Source organism: Blautia fusiformis, assembly GCF_020686995.1.
In the GTDB taxonomy this organism is placed as follows: domain Bacteria; phylum Bacillota; class Clostridia; order Lachnospirales; family Lachnospiraceae; genus Blautia_A; species Blautia_A fusiformis.
Map to the genome: position 1 here is coordinate 1 of NZ_JAJEPT010000009.1, position 21,768 is coordinate 21,768.

Sequence of the window (21,768 nt, forward strand, 5' to 3'; positions counted from 1 at the left end):
CGGTTCATTCTTCTCACCCTGGCTTTCTATATACTGCCGTATCGTTTCAATCGTTGCTCCGCCTGCACTGAGCAGACAGAAGATCTGACTCCAGAATGCATCTTTCATGGTCTAACTCCATTATATTTATCGTCCTTTTTCTTATATCGACGGATATGTATTTATGAACTAATTGTTCTTTTTCAGTATACTACATCAGGGAAGGGAGAACGAGTGTTTCTTTTATACTATAGAGATTTTTTTTGAGCAGATATGCTCAGATGTGCAATTCATCTCACCACCTGAAGAGGTGGGAGAATTCTTGCTACATTTGTTAAAATTTATTCTTCTCAGTGGCCTTAATATATAGTTTATCAAAATATAGAAGAAATGGATATATATTTTCTTTTAATATTTTTATAAAAAAGCTTTATTTTATCACTCTCCAGTCACCGGACGCATCATGGAAAGCAGCTCTTTCCGGTAATGATCGGCCTTTTCCTGATTGCCTTGTTCTTTCCGTACCATCTTTGTGATTCCCGGATACTGTCCCGGGAAGCTTTCCAGCATGATACCATCTCCATAGATTAGGTAAACATCTCCGTCTGTCATATCTTCCTCTGTCAGCTTCTTTCCATTCTCATCCGTAAGCTTATCCGGTATCGTTCCGGAGAAAATCGTGTCCGTGTCCAGATCCGCAAAATACCAGCTGTTATCATCTGTATGAAAATACACTGCTGTCATCGGCTTTTCCCCGCATCCCGCCAGACAGAACATAACAAGTACCGCCAGCATCACGATCCATTTTTTCATTATTCCACCTCCTAGTCTCTGTCAGTATTTGATTGTTTCGACTTCACACCGTGCTAGCACCATGAAAAACATTAATATTACTGACTTCTACAATGTTTTTTATCTGACACTACCATTAGTGGGAGATTTTTGATATAAATTTAATTGATCGTTGGAAGTACTTCCATAACCTGATCAATCACTTCCACAATTCTCTGTATATCCATATTTTCTTTTACATCAGAACTATCATTCACGTTCAAACCATCTTGCCAGTCCTGGACAATAGATACTGCCGGGATATTCACTAATGCAAACGGATAATGGTCACTGTTGGTTGCCATTGTCAGGAAAAATCTGTCACTGGGTGTAAATAGTTCTGACATACTGTTTTTATTTAATTCTGCCAGTTTTTTCAATCCCTCATCATCATATTCCGCATTGTCTGGTCTTTTGTTTCCTTCGATCATCGCCATATAACCCAGATCACTTTTTTCTGCAATAGTATCAATATTTATTACTCCGATGATCTGTTTCCGCTCGTCCTCCGTCAGCTTACCAACATACCATCTTGAACCCAGCATATATTTCTCTTCGCCCGAGAACAGGATGAATTTTATATTATACGGTATCTCTGTATCTTTTAAAATCCTTGCCAGTTCAAGCACTGCTGCCACTCCGGAACCGTTATCATTGGCGCCCACCGAATCTTCTGCACTGTCATAATGGGCACTTATGATCAGATTTTTTGTAGTATCAATGGATGAGTTTTTTGTCACAATGATATTTTCACCAATGCCGTCAACAATTGCATTCTCGGCTGTTGATGCCAGAAACACATCCGCCTGCGAGGAATGCCTTATTGCATTCTCATTGTTTTCATCGTTATATTCGAATTTCTGGTATTCTATATTGTCATATCCCTGATTGCCAAAATATTCACTAATATATTCTTTTACATTCTGTATTGCATCAGAATTTATTGGACGCGGTTCAGAAGTGATTTCATCGATGATCTGTTCAATATTCTGTTCCAAAGGCTCTATTATTGTACCGTTCTGAGTAACACTCTCCGCCATTGTCTGAATTGGTGCTATTAATGATATAACCATAATTAAGGCAATTGTAATTTTTTTCATTTGTGAGCTCCCTCATTTTACCAAGTATTAATCAGTATCTTTTATCCAATAACTTTCCATGCAGAACCATAGGCTACAACGAAAGCTTTTTTCCATACCATAAACATTATCATGTGATATACTTCTGCCAATTAAATCTCAGATTTTGAAAAAGGAACAGACATTGATAATTTTACTTAGTTCCATTCTGGGCTATGCACGGAACACTACAACCACATGATCAAAAAGCAGTAAATCTGATATTCAAATGTACATTGTGATCCTTTTTTAACAAAATTAGCTTTTTTATCATTTATGTTATCAACTGATACTATTATACCATGAACTGCATCACCAACCAAGTGTTCTTTTTTGCTTTTACAGCGTTCGTACAGTACTTTTACAATTCATTGCACATCTGTAAAGGAAGGAGACTTCTTGCTATATATTATGTTAAATTCCTGAAAGTATTTTCTTTGCGTTCTCCAGGTTATTCTTTCCATTTATTTTTAGATATACTTTACTGATTTCAGAAGGCTCTCCTATTTCTCTGCAGAGATCCTGTGCCTGGGAAATGGGTATGTAGATTTTCCTGGAACCTCCGTTTCTCTGGCTTTCTTAATGCCCTCGGTTGTGGCTTCTATCACGACAAATTCTTTTTCATTAGAGTTTATAAGGACATCAATGTGCTGGCAGCAGTTACTTTCGCTGTTCTGCCTGTCAGGATAAAAGAACTGGTCTACGGAAATGTCCAGCAAGGTGACGATTTGGTAAAAGGTATTCAGGTTTGATTATGAGGACGATACGCAGTTTTATGTTTTAGTAGTATTTTATTCTACATACCCGATGACAACATTGATAGATTGAAAGAATGGCGGTAAAATAAATGCGGATAAAATTTGAGACTCCATAATAGATACATATTTCTCTGCTATATTTGAAAAATCGGAGGTGGAACAATGCAGAAGATTTTAATTGTTGAGGACGATATTGACATTCAGGATATATTAAAGAACCATCTGATTGATGCGGGATATGAAGTTGCTGTTGCTTCTGACGGTGTGGCAGGGATTGCAATGTTTGGGGATACCATCGACCTTGTGCTGTTAGACATCATGCTCCCTAAAATCGACGGTTATGGTGTATGTGAGGTCATTCGTAGGCGGTCACAAGTCCCTATTATTATGCTTACTGCGCTTTCGGATGAAGAAAAACAGTTGAAGGGTTTTGAACAGCAGATTGACGATTACATTCCAAAGCCCTTTTCGCCCAAAATCCTGCTGTGCAAGATTGCGGCTATTCTTCGCCGTAGGACTGTGGAAAATCAAAATCAACCCCTGCTTACTTATAAAGAGCTGAGTATGGACGTTGACGGATTCCATGTATATCAAGGCGGAAACGAGGTTGTTTTAACCAGCAAAGAGTTTGCGCTTCTTAGGCTTATGCTTGAAAATCAGGGAAAGGTCTTTACTCGGCAAATGCTACTTGACCGATTGTGGGCGGACGATTTGGAGGTCGAAGATCGGATCGTTGACAGTCACATAAAGAACATTCGCAAAAAGCTGAATGCTGACTATATCAAAACAATCAGAGGGGTGGGATACAGAATTGACAAAGTACATTAAGCAACGGTTATCCGTCAAGATTTTTATAATTACATTTCTTCTACTGGGTGCAGCTTGCGGCGGAACATATTTTTTCATTTCAAAACTGTTACCTACGACATACTCCAATTTGATAAATTCGGCTACGGAGAAATCCGCTATGCACCTTGTTGAGCAAATGACATCCTTTGACAATATATCTGATTGCGAAAATGACATATCTAATTTTTCAAAGGAAACAAATGCTGCTTTTTGGATTGAGGATAGTAACGGTCGTATGATATATCCCGACGAGGCATCAATGGAAACCTCTACTGCTTCGGCAGATTGCACAGTTACATTCGATGAAGATGAATCGTTCATAGATATGCAACCGTCTGGGGAAACCACGACAAATTTTTACCCGTTCACGTTAAAAAACGGTACTGCTTATGAATTGGCAGTTCAAACGGATTTGTTCGTTGTACAGCAGGCAACAAAGGTATTGCTGTCTATTCTTCCGTATGTTATCCTAATGATCTTTCTGCTTTCGCTCCTTTGTGCATGGCTCTATACACGGTACATCACTCGACCTATTGTGCGACTGAGCAAGATTTCAAAGCAAATGGCAGAATTGGATTTTTCCGGTCAATGTGGTACAGGACGAGAAGATGAATTAGGGTGTTTGGCGCAAAATCTAAATTCATTGTCTGCTTCGCTATCCACTGCATTGAACGACCTTCAAACTGCCAACCAACAGCTCAAAACAGATATTGAAAAGGAACAGGAGTTAGAAAGACAGCGGGTAGACTTTTTCTCGGCAGCATCCCATGAACTGAAAACACCACTAACCATCTTGAAAGGACATTTGGCGGGAATGCTGAACGGAGTCTGCGGTTATGAAAACCATATAGAGTACATGGAGCGTTCCCTGGCCGTTGTCGATAGGATGGAAAAGTTGGTAAAAGAGCTGCTGTATGTTTCCAAAGCGGAAGGAACTCAAAAAACTGAATATAAAACCGTTGATTTTGCGGAAATATTTCGGGTACAGATTGCCACTGTAACAGATTTATTGGAAGAAAAGGAACAGTGCCTTGAAGCAAATATTCCTACCCGTCTTTATTGTGAAGTGGAACAAGCACAGATGGAACGGGCGATTCAAAATATATTGGTAAACGCAACTCACTATTCTCCAAGTGGTAAACTGATTCGTATATCTTTGTCCGAAACGCATGGTACAATTCGTGGTGAAATTGAAAACACAGGTGTCCGTGTGCCTGACGATTCTATTCCACATTTGTTTGAAGCCTTCTACCGGGCAGATACATCTCGTAACCGTAATTCCGGCGGAAGCGGATTAGGGCTTTATATTGTTGGCAAAATCATGGAAATGCACCAAGCAAAGTACGGCATTTCAAATACAAACAATGGTGTACTGTTTTGGTTTGAATTGCCTTGCAGGCAGCCGATAGACAACTCCATCTAAAATCCATAATCCTTGCAAATTATATCCAAGTTGCTTTGTTATATTATAGCTGTCCTCAAGAGGGTAGCTACAATTTTTAGAAAGTGAGGTTTTATCAATGAAGAACAAAAAAATTTGGTCAATAGGACTGTGTGGAGCAATCTGTTTAAGCATTGCAGGAGTTACTTATGCAAGTTATGCAAGTGCATTGGCTTCGGATACACCAAAGGTTTCAACATCCGAAACAGGAAACACATCCAGTGCAGATATTCTCTATCAGGATACAGACGGTGGACAAATCAGCGTTGACGGTAAAAATTGGGTCGATGAGGCAGATTATGAGAAGAACAATGCAGCACCAGATGTGCAGTGGTGGACAGCTGATGAATATGAGGCGTGGATGAACGAACAGAAAAAAGAAATGGAATCTTTGATTGGAACCGGAGATGGTTGGTATGATGGGGAAGGCGTATTCCATGAATTTACACAGGAAAGCGTAGCTGCTATGATGGACAGCTATAAAGGAACTCTGGAAAGTATCAAAAAAGGAGTATTGTATTCCAAAGACAACGGTGACGGCGATACCTACTCCATGATTCCACCTACTGAAGATGTAGTTTCCTCTTATAGTGTTGATATAACAAAAGATAACGGAAAAGCAGTACACATCGGGGATTATTCCACAGTTGAGGAATTAGACAAAGCTATTTCTGATGCAGTTAAAAATGGTCAACTCACACAAGAAGAAGCGGACTCCGTTCAGAAATAATAACTAAGCCATTCTGCCGGTCGATGGCAAAAGAAAAAAAACCGTCGTACAGCAGACAAATTGATACGCCCATTTAAAGCAGCGGCCCGCCGCGAGACCATTTCGAAGGCAATCGCCGAATTGCTATATATTATGTTAAATTCCTGAAAGTATTTTCTTTGCGTTCTCCAGGTTATTTTTTCCATTTATTTTTAGATATACTTTACTGATCTCAGAAGGCTCTCCTATTTCTCTGCAGAGATCCTGTGCCTGGGAAATGGGTATGTAGATTTCGTTGCCTTCTGTTACTACAGCGGCTTTACAGGGCATATATGAGGTTTGCGGTCCTCTTGCGGAATTGCCGGATAAAGTGGTAAGATCATCTATGGCTTTGGAAGTTTCCTTCTCTTTTTCATCCAGGGAATAAAAAATATTCAGGTTTTCACCCATTTCTAAAAATTTTTCCTGTTGTTTTTTTGAAATGGCATGATTATTATAGTCTTTCATATCCCGTAGGGAACCATTTCCCAGCAATAACAACGGCATCTTCCCCAGTTCATTCTGAGTTGGATTTTTTCCAAACGCATTCATATCAATTCCTGAAAAAGTCGTTGTTTCCGTATAATCTTCAATTTTGATGACAACCGGGACTTCTATGACTGGCCAGATTTCTTTTATACCTTTTATCTTCTTCGCTTTCTGCAAAAAATCTTCATCATAAGCCAGATCTCCAAGTGGGAGCAGCACAGTAAATTGCCGTTTTTCTTCTTTCATGCCTGCCAGCAGAATTCCTGATAATGTAAGTGTCAATGTCAGCAGAAGTATGACAAATAAGGTAAAGCTGTCTATTTTTTTTCTTTTCAATGAGAAGCCGCCTTTCTCGCTTCTTCAAGAAGGATATTTTTCTTATGAAGCTTTCTGACCAGAATCAGGATTATGGAAATAAGCAGTACTGCAACAACTGCAGCTATGGAATACCACCAGTTATTGGTTTTCTCCTGGTCATCTTCAACCTTTAAAGACTTTATCTGGGTTTCTTTGATTTCAGAATCAAATTTTATTTCTTCCTCATACGATTTGCCATCGGCATCCTCATACGTAAGGATTAATTGACCTGCACATTTTCCTGTTTTTCCTTTTACATATATGCGAAGACTTCCCTGGGATAAATCTCCGGCCTCTATGGTCCCTAAGAATGCAGTATCGTTTGAGCTTAATTCATCAGCTTTTAAGCTGACACTTGCATTATATATTTTGTCTCTTCCTAGATTCATTGCTTTTACCGGGATTTCTACTGTATCCATAGCGTATAAAACAGATGGAATATCTGAAGCTTCCAATTTAACACGAACCGGTTGGATGATCTGAAAAGACAGTAATTCTGTACCGGTAGTTGCAGTTGCTTTCGAATCTTCATAATCCAGAGAAAAAGTAATGACAGCCTGGCCAGGATCACAGTTTTCTGTTATAGTAATCATCTGTTCCAAAGTAATTGCTTCACCAGGAGCCAGGACTTGTACATAAAAAGAGTTTTTCTCAAATTCGATTCCTTTGTTCTCTGTAGAAAGGGAAATTTTTAAACCAAATACATTTTGACTGCAGCTTTTATTTCGAAATGTCAGCGACATTTCTGTTGTAGAACCAGCCTCCAATCGTCCACCTGAAAGATTGCTGTCTTCTAATAATACCTGCGGTTTATGTAATATTTTTTCACTTGATGAGTCTGATGTTGAATTACCTCCTCCCCCACCGCCCGAATACCCTCCGTTGTCTATAACCGGATCTGTTATCTGTGGGGCGTCACCGTCCTCCTGATTATCACTGTCTATTACAACATGAAAAGGATTCGATTTAGAACCATCACCAAAGTCATCTCCTGATGTAAAAATATCCGGATCCGGATTTTCTTTATCGTTATCAGCTTTATCAGGAGTCTTTTCATCCTCTGCCGGAGGTTCGGTACTCGGAGGTTCGGTACTCGTAGATTCATCCTCTTTTTCATCAAGGGTTAACGAGTTGTCATTCTCATAAGATACGGACGGATCCGAGTCCGTAAATCCTTCTTCAGCAGATGTAATCTCCGTGTTTTGAGGCTCTGTGGCAAAAACGGTAGCTGGAAGAAATATTATTGTCGTACACAATACTAATGCCGTTTTCACAAATAAATTTCTCATTATCAGGCAGTCCTTTCTCTTAAGATTCCTCCATCCATTTCATATACGTGGTCACATAAGATTCTGATGTCCTCTTCATTATGGCTTGCCAGCAAAATGGTTTTTCCTGCTGCTTTTAAATCCAGCAGAAGTTCTCTTATTTCTTCCACGCCATGTTTATCCAGTCCATTAAACGGCTCATCCAGAATCAAAAAAAGAGGATCTTCCATAATGGCCTGTGCAATACCAAGGCGTTGACGCATTCCAAGGGAATATTTTCCGACTGGTTTCTTCATATCCGGATCCAATCCTACCCTTTTTAAGACTATGCGGATATCGGCCTTCGAAATCCGGCCATTCATGTCTGCCAGGATCTCCAGATTTTTAAAGCCCGTATATTGTGTAAGAAAACCGGGAGTCTCGATAATAACTCCAAGACTTTCAGGAAAATCCACATCATGTCCTATTTTTTTTCCAAATACAAAAATAGTGCCCGTAGTTACAGGGAGAAACCCACAGATGCATTTCATAAGAACGGTCTTTCCGGAACCGTTATTTCCAACAATCCCATAGACGTTCCCTGTTTTCAGGGAAAGATTTACTTCCTGTAACACGATGTCTTCACCGAAACGTTTGGTCACGTGTTCTATTTTTACGCAGGTGTTCTGCATCATTCCACTTGCTCTTTGCGGATCACAGGCCAGATTAAATGTCCCTTCAGATTTCTTCCAATCTTCCATATAAAACACCTCCCAGAATTCCCAGCATTACTAATAAAAACAACAGTAGAAATAGCCAAAGTCCTATTTTGTCCGGTCCCCAATTTTCATCAGCCAGTATCCATTCTACTGGATAAAACCATATCTGATTCTTAAAATAGCGGTCATGAAGGATAATTCCGAAATAAAAGCTTACAAAAGGGATTCCATATGCCATGTAAGCAGAATCCCATAAAATCCCGCAGTTTCCACCGAAAGTACTTATGATACTTCCGATAAGTCCTGTCCGAAATGCCTTCATGAGTAAGTCCAGAAGTGCTTCTTTCTGAATAGCACCCTTTATCTCCAGCGGATAGAACACAATAAAATTGATAAAAAGTACCGTTAGTATAGATAACGTCCAGACCATAAAACCAGATACCATAATGGAAAAGACTTTACCTTCGATATACTGTCTGCGAGTCGTTCTGGGAAGTATCTCCTTTAAAAATCCACTTTTATATTCTTGCAGAACGGAATCACTCCATGGCAATACGGCTGCTACCGGAATGGCAAAAGATACTGCCTGGCTTTTTAGAGAACCTTCCAGTATACTGATAAAAGTACCACATGTCAGTGCTTTTTTTAAGCTGGGATAAGTCTGTCCAATGGCTATGGAAATGCAGGCTATCAGCCATGCTGCCAGAAAATTTTTATTAAAACACATACGTTTTGTTTCACCCCACATAGGTTTTCCCCCTTCCGATCATGTCTTTTCTCCAAGAAATTCAAAGGTATATTTTTTCATCCGGTTAATTGCAAAAACTGCAAGAAGAACTAAAATACCCAGAAAAAACATATAGGAATGCGAGATTTTCGGAAGCAATGGGTCATAACCTAAGTTATGTTTTCCGTATACTGCCTGGTTCAGAGGACTGATCCAGCAGATTAATACATTTACCTGATACATTTCGTATTTTTCTTTATGTAAAATTGCAGCCAGTACTTTCGGGTCCAATAAAAAACCAAAGACACTGTAAAGAAGACCAAAAATCATCCCCTTAGTCTTCCCTTTATAGAGATTTCCTACAAGGATTACAAAGCTTAAGGTCAGCGAATAACAAAACAGAAGGAAGAAAACCTGCAGCATACAGCCATAGGGTGAGATACTTTCCATGACCCTTACTGTAGAAGGGACCTGCAGGTTTTTTCCTAATTCTGAATAACCAAGCATGGCCGCAGTTTCGCTCCACAGGTTACCTGGATAACTCTTTTTCATACACAGCACGGCCGTAAACAGCAGCATCAAAACCGTATATAAAACAGTTACAAGAATAACATAAATGAATTGACCTAAAAGCCATTTCCTCTTGGTTGTCCGGGTCAGCTGGTATGGAGTAATAGGTGTCATCTTCGGCAGGTCAGAAAACATAAGAAGCAAGAGCAGCGAACTGGACAGTACTGCTATCCCATCCCCAAATGTCCAGATAAATGGTTCAATGGCCTGTACCGGTGTATCGTAGGTCTCCATTACAACCATGATTCTGCCTGTAAGCAGGAAACTCAGTACAAATTCTAACAGAAATATAAAAATAACTTTGGGATTGCGTAGAAATCCGAAGAAATTGTACCTTACAATTCCAAATACCTGTCTCATGTCAGTAACCCAGATTCCGGTCTATGATACTGCCATCCACGGCATTAATGGTAAGGAAACTTTCATTCGGATTTTTACTGGTATTTGATTCTGTTTCTCCGTTATATTCACCTTCTGAAGTCATGCTGCCGAAAAAATCCCAGACGGGAATCAGAATACCTGTGTGTGCGTCAGTAGACGGCTCATATATTCTGGCATAACCAAGAACGATCCGATCAATATTATAGACCCTGGAATTTTCATATTGCATATTATCAGCGTTTGTTACCACCATCATTTTTTCATAAATTTTCATAACCTCGCTGAACGAAAGAAGATTTAAATTCTCTGTCTTTATTTTACCAATTGTGTAGGGATTTGAATAAGTCATGCTTTCTATGCCGTCTTTATCGACATAGAAACAGAGACTTTCATAAGACCATGTTTCCATTGTGCTGTCCATATCTTCCAATGCCCCACCATCTGCAATTGTCTGAGTGACCGGCACACCATTTATGGTACGTGCATAATCAATTCTATATCCATTTCCAAAATTACCTGAACTATTATCGCCTTCAAAACTTTTGCACACCGCGTAATTCCAGTTAGAAAACTGTAAATCTGTGATGCCCATTTTTTCAACTTTTTCTTTTACAAGTTTTTTTGCTTCATCCAGGGACAGCCCGATAGATTCTTCTGTGGGTTTTTCTTCCTCTTCAGAATATCCGTAATCACACCACATTGCATCCTCCGGTATTTTTTCCCCGCCCTTGTTTGCTGCTTTCTTGATCTTGACTGACAAGGTATCGGAGCCATCGGAAGATATTTTATAATAGTATTGTGAATCGTCTGGCATTTGTGCAATACAATCGAAAAAATTTCCGGCAACAGGTTTTGCCTCTGTCAGGGTTTTCTTTTCCGGAGCAGTTTCGTATTCCCGTTCCCATGTCTCAATATCTTCATAGATATCATAGACATAATTCCCATCATCATCTGTTCCATAGTTATACGGGTCCAGGTTTCCGTTTGCAACGTCTTCTTTTAGTTCATCCAGAGTTTTTTTAATTTCATCCTTTGTCTTCACGTAATAACTATCCATGGTATAAAGTTTTGCCTCTGAGAAGAATGCGTTTGTAATACGGTCGAGAAGCTCCTGGGTAACTTCTGCCGCGGTGACAGAAATAGCAGATATCTTTTCCACTTCCGGAATTTCTACGCTTGCATCTGTATTTACCACGAGCTTGGCACTGTCATCTTCCACATGGCTTTTATAATTTTGAGGAGCATCAATGAGATTCCTGATGGTTGTCTTTGACTCTGAACCGTCATCGTTCTTGCTTTCAGATGCTTCTCCTTTAGAACCGCTAACATCATCCGCTTCCGTATAAGCATCTACAGCCTTGCTCCCCTTTGGCTTTACCAAAGAAGAATCCGGGGTCTGTGCGCATCCTGTAAACATTCCAATACAAAGCACTATTCCTGCAAACTTTTTTATGTTTTTTCTCATTTCTGGTAATATCTCCTTTCTAAGGTTGTTATAAGTATATCATCGAGCATTACACCAAATCTTTCGCGATTTGTAACTGATATGTAAACGTTAGTGTGATTACCAGAAAACAGAGACGGTAGTTCCTTTTCCCGGATTGCTTTCAATCTTCAGTTGGAAATCGTGCAGTTCTATAATTTTCTGACATAAAGAAAGACCGAGTCCTACACTTCCTTTTGCCCTGGAACGAGATTTGTCTACCATATAAAATGGTTCCGTCACCATTTCCAGATCCTCTTTCGGTATTCCCTTTCCAAAATCCTGAACCATCAGATGGTCTGGGGTTGCCTCAAGCACAATTTTAGATTCTTTCCTGGAAGCTTTGACTGCATTATCAATTAGATTTGTCACTACACTTATCATTAAGTCCTGATCAAACTTCTTTACCAATTCTTTTGGTTCACAAAATACATCAAGAGAGATGTTTTTTTCCTGAAGCCTGCAATCAATGAGTTCTTTTACTTCTTTCAGGAAATTATCCACCTGTATTTCAGCTGGATTGAATGAGTCTTCCGAAGCTTCGTAGAGTCCGGTTAATTCCAGCATTTTCATAGAAAGTCTTGACAGCCTGCGACATTCATTTTCAATATAAATAAGAGCCTTCTCCTGCCTTTCCGGGGTTAGGCGCACAGTAAGCAATGTATCTGCATAGCCTATGATTGCAGTCATTGGGGTCTTCAGCTCATGAGCCAGACTTCCAATAAGCTGTTTTTGTGTCCGGTTTATGTTAGAAAGACTTTCAATTTGTTCTTTTATTTTACCTGTCATAAAATTAAAGGTTGCACCTACCTGCGCAAGTTCTGTATTGCCCTCTGACGGTACTTTAAAATCATAAATACCTTCAGAAACAAGAAGCGTAGCTTCTCTTAGGCTTATAAGCGGCGCTGTGATTTTTCGAAGGCTCAAATAAAGGACAATTCCCATCACCACGATCAAAGATAAAGTAAATCCACCAGTCTGAAAAAACAGCAGATGACTTTTTTCTATTACATCTGTTATATCTTTATAAGTAACAATCTGATATCCCATATTTACATTGCCATAGTAAAATAACAAAAGTGTCCTTCCATTTATCTGACTGATCATAGGGCCATGACCGTCACTGTTGCTGCCATGATCCACCATGTTTGCCTTACTTTTACATAATTCTCTTAACTTTTTTACGTCGAATTCATAAACAGTTCCATTATAGGTCATTTTTCCATCAAGATATAAAACCGCACTGTCATGAAAAACCTGCCGAAAAGCATAAGTAACTATTTGGGGGCGCATTTCGTTGTCGGCATTCTGTTTCTGAGCGTCGGAAAGGCTTGTTTTATTTTCAAACTGTAAGATGTTTGTTCTAAATATACTGCTTTCATAACTGTTGATATTCTGTATACTCTGATTCTTCCAACAATAAGTGGTATAAAGAAAGATCCCTAACGATACCAACAGAATGATACATGTAGTCTGAGAAAAGATCTTTATTAAGAGTTTCATAAATCTACCTCAAGTCTGTAACCGATTCTGGGAATTGTTTTAATCTTATCCTGCCAGCCAAGCTTTTTCCTGATACGCCCCACATGTGCATCCACAGTTCTTGTTTCTCCGCAGAACTCTTCATTCCACAGTTCCTGCAGGATCTGATTCCTGGTCAGTGCTTTATTCGGGTTTTTAGCGAACACCATGAGACAGTTATATTCCATTGGCTTTAAATAGATTTCCATGCCCATTTTTGTAACAGTACGACTTGCAGTATCAATGATGACATCACCAATTTGAATCTGTTCTTGTACAGTGCCATTACGTTCCAGTACTTTTTCAAGACGAACCATCACTTCCAGCATTTCAAATGGCTTTACAATATAATCTTCCGCACCGTCTTTTAATCCCTTTATCTTGCTCGCGATATCTCCCTTTGCAGTAAGAAATATTACGGGAATTTCATACTGCTTCAATTTCGGTAACAGGCTATAGCCGTCTCTTCCGGGAAGCATGATATCTACAAGTGCACACTGAAACGCATGATCTTGAATAATTGCTTCATATGCCTCATTTCCATCCAGATATCCTACTGTTTCATACCCTGCAATCTCCAAATTCATACATAGCAGGTCATTGATTGACATTTCGTCTTCTATCACAAGGATTCTTGCCTTCATAATTATTACCTCACATGTTTTTATAACTATCTTTTCACAGGTTAATTATACATTAAATTCTATATTGCAGTTGTAACTGATTTGTAACAGCAAAAAAGGAAACCAAAACCATTCTGTGAGAATAGTTTTGATTTCCTGTATAAACCGTTATTTTCTGATCGTTTATAACGCTGGTGAGAACATTTATTATTATTTTTACTCCATTCCGGAATCATTCGAAAGAGAGACAATGCAAATACAAAAATTATTAAAATCACTAGAATTTTCACACGTAGCCTGATTCCCTTCATTTACCTTTATCAGATCGTGTCATTCAAATCACATCCACTGATGATGCGATTCCATAAGTTCTCCCGCTTGTCCATTCCTTTGGTAAAATAGGGAAGTCTTTCCTCTTCCAGCTCTTCCAGACGAAGCACATTTCCATTCAGATAATTATCAATCCGGTATCCTGTACTTTTAAGTCTTGTAATTACGCCACCAATTTTTATATCCAGAATCTCATAACCAAATGGCTTTGCATCGTTCATCCAGATTTTTTCTCTTGATGATTTCATATCTGTCAGATTGCAGATGATTCCAGGAATAACATTCTGACTGATATCTTTCAACGCTGCTCTGTCCGATCTGTCATATGCTGATTTTATGCACATGCCCAAATCGGCTTTATCAGCTAATACCGCCGCCAGTTTTTCATAAAATGAGAATAAAAGCTGATATTTTCCTGTTTTTTTTGCACATTCCTTCATACATTTCTGTATGTTTTGGTAGTAAGATTTTGTATTGACACCTGATTCTTTCACATGATAATCAAAAATGCCTAACATTGGATCCTGGTATAACAGATATTTTGAAGGATTTTGAGCCTCTTCATTCTCTTTCGTATTTAAGAATAAAGAATCAAAATTGTCAAGTGCCATAAAATCATCAAATTCTCCGCCTGTGCAGTTCCTGAACTCCTGCTTAAGGATTGTTTCGTCATAGTCTCTGTGAAAATCAAGGTGTGCAAAAAGTACAAGTCCCGGAAGCAAAGCATCCATCGGGGTTTCTGCACCATTATCCATCCATGCTGTACAGAGAACCTCTTTTATATTGTATTTTTTACAAGTAGAAAGAGCTGCTTTGGTACACGCATAGGTCTTAGAATAATTGGGGGAAATTCCGTTCCAAATCCAAGAACCTCCTGCAAAAATAACGTTATCCGAAAGCTGCGCATGGATATCCAGCATTTTTTCATAGGTTCTGGTATCATCATGATAATAGTCCCAATATACTAATCCTAAATCTTTTTTCGGTTTTTCCCATTTGGAGCAGTCCGTATTTTCGGGCAGATCATAGTATCCGCCTGTAGAATTTGCTGTAATGTACATGTCACTCCATATCATAGGCTTTAATTCTAATTTTCTGCAAATATCTACGACCCTGTTACAATGTTCCCTGATTATCAGTGACCCTTTTTTATATCCATTTTCTTTTAGATAATTTCCAAGTCCCAGCATGACAGCCTCATCCATTCCAAGATGTACCCTGTTAGTAGAAAAACTCTCTTTTACTGCGCTGAGCAGCTTTTCAATAAACTGATAAGTTTCCTCTTTTTCAGGCTGGAGAATGTCCGCAGAATCCCGAATCTTATCCATTCCCGGCCACTTCAGCACATTGTGCAGATGAGCCAGGGTCTGAATACACGGAACAAGCTCTACTCCAAACATTGAGGCGTAAGCATCCAGCTCTTTTATTTCGTCCTTGGTGTATTTTCCGCGATAGGCTCCAAAATAAGGCTGCCCCTCTACTTCATAGGTATCTTCTGTATAAAGCATAAGTACATTCATTCCAAGTTTTGCCAGTGTCCTGATCAGGAATTTCACCTTTTCAACTGTAAATACAGCATTTCTGGAACAATCCAGCATAAGACCGTTTCTTTCAAAACAGACATGCTCTTGATATTGAAATTCATCCTCTTCCATATGATATATGGCATAATTAAGTGCGCGGTAATAATGAGATATTTCCCGACAGATGATATGAATCTGGTTTTTTCTTTTATTGATCAATATTTCTGGTCTGTCCTGAAATTTAACAAACAATTCTATATTTTGGTTGAAACCGTCATTTTCAGCCAGCAGTATTTCAGTACCTTTTTTAATAGTATTATATTCTTTCTTATCAGATGAAAAAACAATGTTCATACGTATTCCTCTTTCTCTAGTAATCCTGCTCTTCTTAACAAATCAATCTTTTTGGCAGAGCATCCTCTGTCAATGTTCTATTTTATTCGTTTGTAAATAATCGGTTCATCATAACCAAAAGTTCTTTTCCCATTTACTTCCATGGACTCTGATACTTCCAATTGATTTTCAGTGAACTTTTCATGCAGAGAAAATTTCAATACGGGAGAAAACATACTTACACTTCCGCCTTCCCATATATCACCTGATTTTCTGAAAAATGCAGGAGTAAATTTTGCAGAACACTTTAGCTGATCATAGTCGGCACCTTTGAACATTTTGTAAGTAAAATTCTTTTTATCATATCCTTCCGGTATCTCATAAGAAATAAGTTTTATTGAATTGCTTTCTTCCATGAAAAGAAACAAATGTGAAGAAGAGCGGGTAGTTCCCTGTACAGAATAATAGCTCTCTTCAATCATAAATACGCCTTCGAAACTATTTGGAAGATTTGCAATTCTGGAATTACATATTGTATTGATATGCTTTGCATATGGATACTGTGGATTTGTCTTACTTATTTTTTCAAATTGATCCTTATTATCAAATTTTCCATTCAACAGCGTAACAAAATTTATCAAGTCAGCCATGATCTTATGCCACCATAATTTTTATCGTGTAGTTTTCATTCATTATACACCTTTCACATAAAAGAGTCCATGTACAAAATAAGGGAATATATAAACAAAATGCATCAGTTAATAAACATCGGCAGAGGGTGCATATCATTATCCAATTGATATGCACCCTCTTTGTCTGACTTAATAAATTTGCGTATAATATTTCGTACCACACTCTGTTTCTATGGCTGAATCAGGATAATAAGAAAGTTACTGTTAATTGTGTTTATATCTACTTAAGGCACGAATCAGTTTTTCTGACTCCAGTGGTTTTGTAAGATAATCGTCCATTCCAGACTTCAGTGCTTTAGTCTTATCTTCTGTAAAAGCATTGGCGGTCATAGCTATAATCACAACAGCAGATGCATCACTTCTGTTCGTTGTGCGTATTTCTCTTGTAGCTTCCAGGCCATCCATAACTGGCATCATAATATCCATCAGAATTACATTGATCTCACCAACACCTGATTTTGCAAATGCTTCAACAGCCTCCTTGCCGTTTGAAGCCCTTATAATTTCTGCTCCTGCATTTGTCAGAAGAAATTCCGCAATTTCCATATTCAATTCATTATCTTCGGCCAAAAGGATTCTCATGCCCTCAATTGATACATCATCTTCCTGGCCTTCTACCTGCTTCATATCAGCAGAAATAAGGAATGGAAGCTGTACCATGAATGTGGTTCCTACATTTTTCTCGCTTTCAAATTTAATCGTACCGCCCATTTTCTCTATTAGTTTTTTTGTAATTGGCATACCAAGACCTGTTCCTCCATAAACAGATCTTGCACCGCCTGTTTCCTGAGTAAATGGTTCAAAAATATGGTTCTGAAATTCTTTACTCATTCCAACCCCGGTGTCCTTGCAGTGGAACTCAAAAAGTATATGCCTGTCATCCACCTGTGTTTCATAATAGCTAAGCAGTATTACTCCTTTTTCTTTATTGTATTTGACAGCATTACTTATGATATTCATAAGGATTCGTTTTAAACTTTAATCACAGCACTTTTGCATGCTCTGTCAATGTGTTTATTTCCATTAATAAATTTTTCTTTGTACCCATTATATGGTTCCAGTATTGATACGTCAATCCCATTAATGTGCCTTCTCTTCTTCACTCTTTGTGAAAGGAAGAGATTGCTAGCTTTTACCAATCGCTCTTCCACTTCCACATCAAGTCTGCTTTGTTCTGGATTACCGAAATGGTGATCATACGTCAGGCTGATACTGTTGACAATGAAAAACAGGAGCCAGCTGCATTACAACTTAGCTCCTGTCCTGTACATCTTGAATATAGAATTAGTAAAAACAGATTATCGGGACATCATACTGAATAAGACTATAAAGCTGTCCGGCATTTTCTGGTGGAAGATTGATGCATCCATGAGAACCACCTGTAAGATATCTGTCACCACCAAAGTACGGCTGCCAGTCTGCATCATGAAAGCCAATTCCTCCATTGAATGGCATCCAGTACGTTACCGGCTGTTCATAAGAATAGGTTCCATTTGCTGTCATTTCACCTCGCAGCACAGACGGACTGCTCTTTGAATTCAGTGTGAATATTCCAGGGGGTGTTTTTCTATCCGGATCGCTTGGCAGTCCGGATACGATTTCTGATTGGAAAATACTATTTCCATTCTGATAATACCACATATACTGTTCTGTAAGATCTACCTCTATATATGTATCTCCGAGATCATTGATTCCGTGTGCATTTGCCCTCATAGAATATACCGGTTCCCTGGTTGTCTGGGTTCCTGACTGAATTTCCTGCATGAGCTGTGCTACTTCCTTGTCCTGATCAATCTTCCATCCATAAGCTGAGCCATATACATACACCGTCCTTCCGCTTGTGGTCTGGAATTGTCTTTCAGTGCCAACTGTATCATGATCTGCTGCAAGCTGTGCCACATAATCCACTACATGTTGCCGGAAGGCTTCATCATTCTGGAGCAGCTGCCCTTTCTCATCAAACTGCAGCCAGTTTTTGATGGTATTCCCATCAAGTGTTACCGTTTCGTCTCCAAATGTATATGTGATATTTGCTTTTGTCAGGTTCTTATATGTATTTACCATATTCTGAAGCTCTGAACTTTCTTTCGTCACATCTGCTTTCTTATAAGCCTTTGGATCACTTTCCAGATCTACCTCTGCCGCATCGTTATCGATTGCCCTGCATATCATCTGATAAGCTTCTTTGGTATTTAATTCGTTGCCTTCCGTTTCTGGCACAATAGTGAATTCTGAGTTAACAAAACTTACATACGCATTTTCCGGTGCTATCTGATTCTCTTTTTTCGCACAATTTAATGAATTTACCTGTTCTTCCAGTTTCTCCCGGCTGAAAGAAGCCTCTTCTTGAACCATATAGTTTTTTGTTTCAAAAAGACTGCCGATCCATTCCCATGATTTCTGAGTTTTCAGCAGCTGGAGAACCGCACCGCTGGATACGTATTTATAATCAATGTCTTTTCCTGTAATGGCCTGCGGGTCCTGCATTCTTGCCCTTACCTGAATAGTATAGTTCTCCTTTTTCCCAGCAATCTCCTGCTCAACCTCATAAGCTGTCTTATTTGAACTGTCAATCCCATTGATGGTCGTCCCATAAAAGAAGTGATATGAGTAATAATAAGATATACCTGCATACATACAACAGCCTATAACAAAAATCATCAATATAATCAATATTACGATTTTCTTAATTTTATTTTTCTTCTTTTCTGAAAATATAATGGATCTGAATTCCGATTTATCCATCGGCACATAAACAACTGAACCTGGTCTTGCCGATTTTGTGGTTCTCATTGATTGCCCTATCACTTCTTTTGGTCTCATGTCTTATTTATCTTTCTTTGAATCAATTAGTTTTTTGCATTGTCACTGTCAAAATGTAATGTCTTATGGTACTTTGCATTTTCCTCCAGAAGTTTTTTCCATCTCTGTCCGTCTTCTTTCGTAGGATTATCAAAATTCTGCTGCCCCTTCAGTTCATCCATATACTGGATATAATCCAGGAAATAAATATCTACTGTCGAAATATCCCTGTCCTGAATTGCGAAGTTATTACAGTTTCCAGTAGACTCATTATATGGAAGTGTGTTTCCGTTGGCATCAAGAGCTACCATGAAGCAGTCACTGTTGGATCCTTCCTTATAAAGTTCATTTACCGTCAGTTCATACGGAGAACGAATTACGGATTTGAGTCCGATACCAGCATCGTTTGTATCATTCAGTTCCAATACTTCTGTCCGGGAATCATCTACTGTAACCGGGATATCGAAACTCCAGTCACCTTCATATTTGTAGTAGCCGGCATCCCTTCCATAGTTTTCATCATCCGCTTCTGACCACTCATAGTCTGCTTCCAGCCCTCTTACCTTCGTGATATCCAGATGCAGATTAAAAGTATCCGGAATCTCAATATCTTTAATATATTTCTGATATGCTCCACCACGCTCAGATACTTTATTGATAAACTCTTCCAGCAGCGCATAACCTTCATCCGTCTGATCATCTAAGTCCGCCTGAGTTATTCCCATCTCATCCATTACCTGCTGTGTCATTTCATTGTATTTCTCATTATATTCCGTATAGTCTTTTGCCGCCTCTGCCAAATCATAACGGAAAATGCATGCATAGGTGTTGTCATCCAGAAACTGTCCTTCCACCTGACCGTCGATCACCGGACTAGCTTCTGAATCAAAGTCCACACCGCCAGTCATATCCAGATCAATGACCGGTGTTCCACTTTCCGCCCTGGTTGACGTTTCTGGAAATGGCTTATCACTCTTAAACTGCATAGTTATATAGACCGCCTGGCTGTTGGCATATACCTCAGAACATGTAATTGTCAGCCCATCTGCTGTTTTAATGTAAGCATTCTCACTAGTGGCATTACCTGTCTTGTCCCCATCTGCTTCACTGCCATCTACCGTTGTTCCATCAACGGATTCCAAGGTTGTTGCATAATCCGAAAAATCACCAAAGAAACTTACATTATCCTGCAAGATTTCAAAAAGCCCTCCTACAACCGGGATATTCTTTGCCATTACTGGATTGGTTGCACAGAATATAAATCCGACCGCCAGTACCGCTGCCATACCTCCTGCTACCCTGCCTCCGATTTTCATCCAGTGGAATGGATCCCTAGGTGCTTTTTTCTGAGTAACCGTGTTATTCTCAATCAAATGATATGCCTGATTGATATGTTCATGTACAATCGCCGGAATCTCTGTATCCTTTTGCATTTTTTTCTGGAAATCTTTCTCATTATTATTTAGAGTCATCATTAGGCACGTTCCTCCTTAATTTTATATCCATATATCTCTGCGATTTTTTTTCTTCCACGATGAAGGCGGGATTTCACTGTGTTTTCTGGCAAATCCAGGATATTACTGATTTCCCGGATATTAAATTCCTCCATGTAGTACAGAATAACAACCAAACGATATTTACTATCCAATGGTTCTAATGCCTGTAAGCATTCTATTGTCTCATATTCTTCATGAAAAGGGGTTTCTGGAATTTGATCCATAAAAGTAACCAGTTTATTCTTTTGTATGACATCTTTACATTTATTGATCAGGATGCGTATCAGCCATGTTTTAAAGTATCTGTTCTTTCTTAGACTTCTTAGATTTTCATAGCAGGAAAGGATCGTATCTTGTATTGCATCTGCAACATCTTCATCATTTTTCAGATATGCTGCTGCAATCTTGTACATACTCTGTACATTTTCATCCATGAGCCTGCAAAAAGCATCCTTGTCGCCTTTCTTCGCTTTTCGTATCAAAACCTCATTCATTATAGTTCCAATTCTCCTATCTCAGACCAGTCATCCGGAGTATACTATAGAAGCTTCATTTATGTGCTCCTACTTATTAGACGTGCGAATCCCTAAAAAGGTTGCAAATATTTTAAAAAAAATCATCTCAGATAAAAACACCCCCGAAATCGTTCAAAATTTTATGATCATCAGGTCCTATTGGGGTATAAAAACAGCCGTACCATGTGCGTTTTACATGATACGGCTGTCAATAATTCTCATACCCTCAGGATAGA

20 protein-coding genes and 1 pseudogene are annotated in these 21,768 nt (G+C 38.9%); 3 read left to right on the plus strand and 18 right to left on the minus strand.

Going from position 1 to position 21,768, the window contains the following annotated elements; translation table 11 throughout:
- From LKD46_RS08910 to LKD46_RS08920, 3 genes and pseudogenes are all read right to left on the minus strand, one after another.
- Positions 1-105: pseudogene (locus LKD46_RS08910) on the minus strand (transposase); the annotation flags it as partial.
- 312 nt (positions 106-417) lie between these two features.
- Complete coding sequence (locus LKD46_RS08915) at positions 418-792, minus strand: hypothetical protein (protein ID WP_015524968.1); 375 nt, start codon at positions 790-792, stop codon at positions 418-420.
- A 140-nt stretch (positions 793-932) separates the two neighbouring features.
- The gene (locus LKD46_RS08920; protein ID WP_227574033.1) at positions 933-1,910 is read right to left on the minus strand and encodes a M28 family metallopeptidase; all 978 of its coding nucleotides are present in this window, start codon (positions 1,908-1,910) and stop codon (positions 933-935) included.
- Between the two features lie 938 nt (positions 1,911-2,848).
- On the opposite strand from LKD46_RS08920, the gene LKD46_RS08930 reads away from it, so the two are divergent.
- From LKD46_RS08930 to LKD46_RS08940, 3 genes are all read left to right on the plus strand, one after another.
- Positions 2,849-3,514 (plus strand): response regulator transcription factor, encoded by a 666-nt coding sequence (locus tag LKD46_RS08930; RefSeq protein WP_110104239.1) that lies wholly within the window; start codon positions 2,849-2,851, stop codon positions 3,512-3,514.
- A gap of 139 nt (positions 3,515-3,653) precedes the next feature.
- Positions 3,654-4,958, plus strand: a complete 1,305-nt coding sequence (locus tag LKD46_RS08935; RefSeq protein ID WP_158526520.1) for a sensor histidine kinase — start codon at positions 3,654-3,656, stop codon at positions 4,956-4,958.
- Positions 4,959-5,055: 97 nt separating this feature from the next.
- Positions 5,056-5,706 (plus strand): hypothetical protein, encoded by a 651-nt coding sequence (locus LKD46_RS08940; RefSeq protein ID WP_110104237.1) that lies wholly within the window; start codon positions 5,056-5,058, stop codon positions 5,704-5,706.
- A 135-nt stretch (positions 5,707-5,841) separates the two neighbouring features.
- Here the strand turns inward: LKD46_RS08940 and LKD46_RS08945 are convergent, their stop codons facing one another.
- From LKD46_RS08945 to LKD46_RS09015, 15 genes are all read right to left on the minus strand, one after another.
- On the minus strand, positions 5,842-6,549 hold the full coding sequence (locus LKD46_RS08945) for a hypothetical protein (protein ID WP_227574034.1): 708 nt from the start codon (positions 6,547-6,549) through the stop codon (positions 5,842-5,844).
- Positions 6,546-7,844: a COG1361 family protein gene (locus LKD46_RS08950; protein WP_227574035.1), complete on the minus strand. Its 1,299-nt coding sequence runs from the start codon at positions 7,842-7,844 to the stop codon at positions 6,546-6,548. The genes LKD46_RS08945 and LKD46_RS08950 overlap by 4 nt, the downstream gene beginning before the upstream one ends.
- 17 nt (positions 7,845-7,861) lie before the next feature.
- Complete coding sequence (locus LKD46_RS08955; RefSeq protein ID WP_044925097.1) at positions 7,862-8,512, minus strand: ATP-binding cassette domain-containing protein; 651 nt, start codon at positions 8,510-8,512, stop codon at positions 7,862-7,864.
- Positions 8,513-8,555: 43 nt separating this feature from the next.
- Positions 8,556-9,284 carry an ABC transporter permease gene (locus LKD46_RS08960; protein ID WP_227574036.1) on the minus strand — a complete coding sequence of 243 codons (729 nt, stop codon included), beginning with the start codon at positions 9,282-9,284 and terminating at the stop codon, positions 8,556-8,558.
- Positions 9,285-9,302: 18 nt separating this feature from the next.
- Positions 9,303-10,076: a hypothetical protein gene (locus LKD46_RS08965; RefSeq protein ID WP_227574037.1), complete on the minus strand. Its 774-nt coding sequence runs from the start codon at positions 10,074-10,076 to the stop codon at positions 9,303-9,305.
- A gap of 118 nt (positions 10,077-10,194) precedes the next feature.
- Positions 10,195-11,679, minus strand: coding sequence for a DUF6034 family protein (locus tag LKD46_RS08970; protein ID WP_227574038.1), 1,485 nt, complete (start codon positions 11,677-11,679; stop codon positions 10,195-10,197).
- Positions 11,680-11,778: 99 nt separating this feature from the next.
- Positions 11,779-12,915, minus strand: coding sequence for a sensor histidine kinase (locus tag LKD46_RS08975; RefSeq protein WP_227574039.1), 1,137 nt, complete (start codon positions 12,913-12,915; stop codon positions 11,779-11,781).
- Between the two features lie 281 nt (positions 12,916-13,196).
- The gene (locus LKD46_RS08980; protein ID WP_005423065.1) at positions 13,197-13,862 is read right to left on the minus strand and encodes a response regulator transcription factor; all 666 of its coding nucleotides are present in this window, start codon (positions 13,860-13,862) and stop codon (positions 13,197-13,199) included.
- Positions 13,863-14,161: 299 nt separating this feature from the next.
- Positions 14,162-16,048: a beta-N-acetylhexosaminidase gene (locus LKD46_RS08985; RefSeq protein WP_227574040.1), complete on the minus strand. Its 1,887-nt coding sequence runs from the start codon at positions 16,046-16,048 to the stop codon at positions 14,162-14,164.
- A gap of 77 nt (positions 16,049-16,125) precedes the next feature.
- Complete coding sequence (locus tag LKD46_RS08990; protein ID WP_138277506.1) at positions 16,126-16,677, minus strand: hypothetical protein; 552 nt, start codon at positions 16,675-16,677, stop codon at positions 16,126-16,128.
- A gap of 246 nt (positions 16,678-16,923) precedes the next feature.
- Positions 16,924-17,679 (minus strand): ATP-binding response regulator, encoded by a 756-nt coding sequence (locus tag LKD46_RS08995; protein ID WP_227574041.1) that lies wholly within the window; start codon positions 17,677-17,679, stop codon positions 16,924-16,926.
- 11 nt (positions 17,680-17,690) lie between these two features.
- On the minus strand, positions 17,691-17,876 hold the full coding sequence (locus LKD46_RS09000) for a hypothetical protein (protein ID WP_227574042.1): 186 nt from the start codon (positions 17,874-17,876) through the stop codon (positions 17,691-17,693).
- Positions 17,877-18,003: 127 nt separating this feature from the next.
- Positions 18,004-19,356, minus strand: a complete 1,353-nt coding sequence (locus tag LKD46_RS09005) for a L,D-transpeptidase family protein (RefSeq protein WP_227574043.1) — start codon at positions 19,354-19,356, stop codon at positions 18,004-18,006.
- Positions 19,357-19,568: 212 nt separating this feature from the next.
- On the minus strand, positions 19,569-20,996 hold the full coding sequence (locus LKD46_RS09010; protein WP_227574044.1) for a DUF4179 domain-containing protein: 1,428 nt from the start codon (positions 20,994-20,996) through the stop codon (positions 19,569-19,571).
- Entirely contained in the window at positions 20,996-21,511 is a 516-nt protein-coding gene (locus tag LKD46_RS09015; RefSeq protein WP_114002663.1) for a sigma-70 family RNA polymerase sigma factor, read from the minus strand. Before LKD46_RS09015 ends, LKD46_RS09010 begins: the two co-directional genes overlap by 1 nt.
- Between the last annotated feature and the right edge of the window lie 257 nt (positions 21,512-21,768).

Coding starts and splice junctions, on each gene's coding strand:
- LKD46_RS08915 (WP_015524968.1), bottom strand. CDS start 792: ATGAAAAAATGGATCGTGATGCTGGCGGTACTTGTTATGTTCTGTCTG.
- LKD46_RS08920 (WP_227574033.1), bottom strand. CDS start 1,910: ATGAAAAAAATTACAATTGCCTTAATTATGGTTATATCATTAATAGCA.
- LKD46_RS08930 (WP_110104239.1), top strand. CDS start 2,849: ATGCAGAAGATTTTAATTGTTGAGGACGATATTGACATTCAGGATATA.
- LKD46_RS08935 (WP_158526520.1), top strand. CDS start 3,654: ATGCACCTTGTTGAGCAAATGACATCCTTTGACAATATATCTGATTGC.
- LKD46_RS08940 (WP_110104237.1), top strand. CDS start 5,056: ATGAAGAACAAAAAAATTTGGTCAATAGGACTGTGTGGAGCAATCTGT.
- LKD46_RS08955 (WP_044925097.1), bottom strand. CDS start 8,512: ATGATGCAGAACACCTGCGTAAAAATAGAACACGTGACCAAACGTTTC.
- LKD46_RS08960 (WP_227574036.1), bottom strand. CDS start 9,284: ATGTGGGGTGAAACAAAACGTATGTGTTTTAATAAAAATTTTCTGGCA.
- LKD46_RS08965 (WP_227574037.1), bottom strand. CDS start 10,076: ATGGTTGTAATGGAGACCTACGATACACCGGTACAGGCCATTGAACCA.
- LKD46_RS08970 (WP_227574038.1), bottom strand. CDS start 11,679: ATGAGAAAAAACATAAAAAAGTTTGCAGGAATAGTGCTTTGTATTGGA.
- LKD46_RS08975 (WP_227574039.1), bottom strand. CDS start 12,915: ATGACCTATAATGGAACTGTTTATGAATTCGACGTAAAAAAGTTAAGA.
- LKD46_RS08980 (WP_005423065.1), bottom strand. CDS start 13,862: ATGAAGGCAAGAATCCTTGTGATAGAAGACGAAATGTCAATCAATGAC.
- LKD46_RS08985 (WP_227574040.1), bottom strand. CDS start 16,048: ATGAACATTGTTTTTTCATCTGATAAGAAAGAATATAATACTATTAAA.
- LKD46_RS08990 (WP_138277506.1), bottom strand. CDS start 16,677: ATGGCTGACTTGATAAATTTTGTTACGCTGTTGAATGGAAAATTTGAT.
- LKD46_RS08995 (WP_227574041.1), bottom strand. CDS start 17,679: ATGAATATCATAAGTAATGCTGTCAAATACAATAAAGAAAAAGGAGTA.
- LKD46_RS09005 (WP_227574043.1), bottom strand. CDS start 19,356: ATGTATGCAGGTATATCTTATTATTACTCATATCACTTCTTTTATGGG.
- LKD46_RS09010 (WP_227574044.1), bottom strand. CDS start 20,996: ATGATGACTCTAAATAATAATGAGAAAGATTTCCAGAAAAAAATGCAA.
- LKD46_RS09015 (WP_114002663.1), bottom strand. CDS start 21,511: ATGAATGAGGTTTTGATACGAAAAGCGAAGAAAGGCGACAAGGATGCT.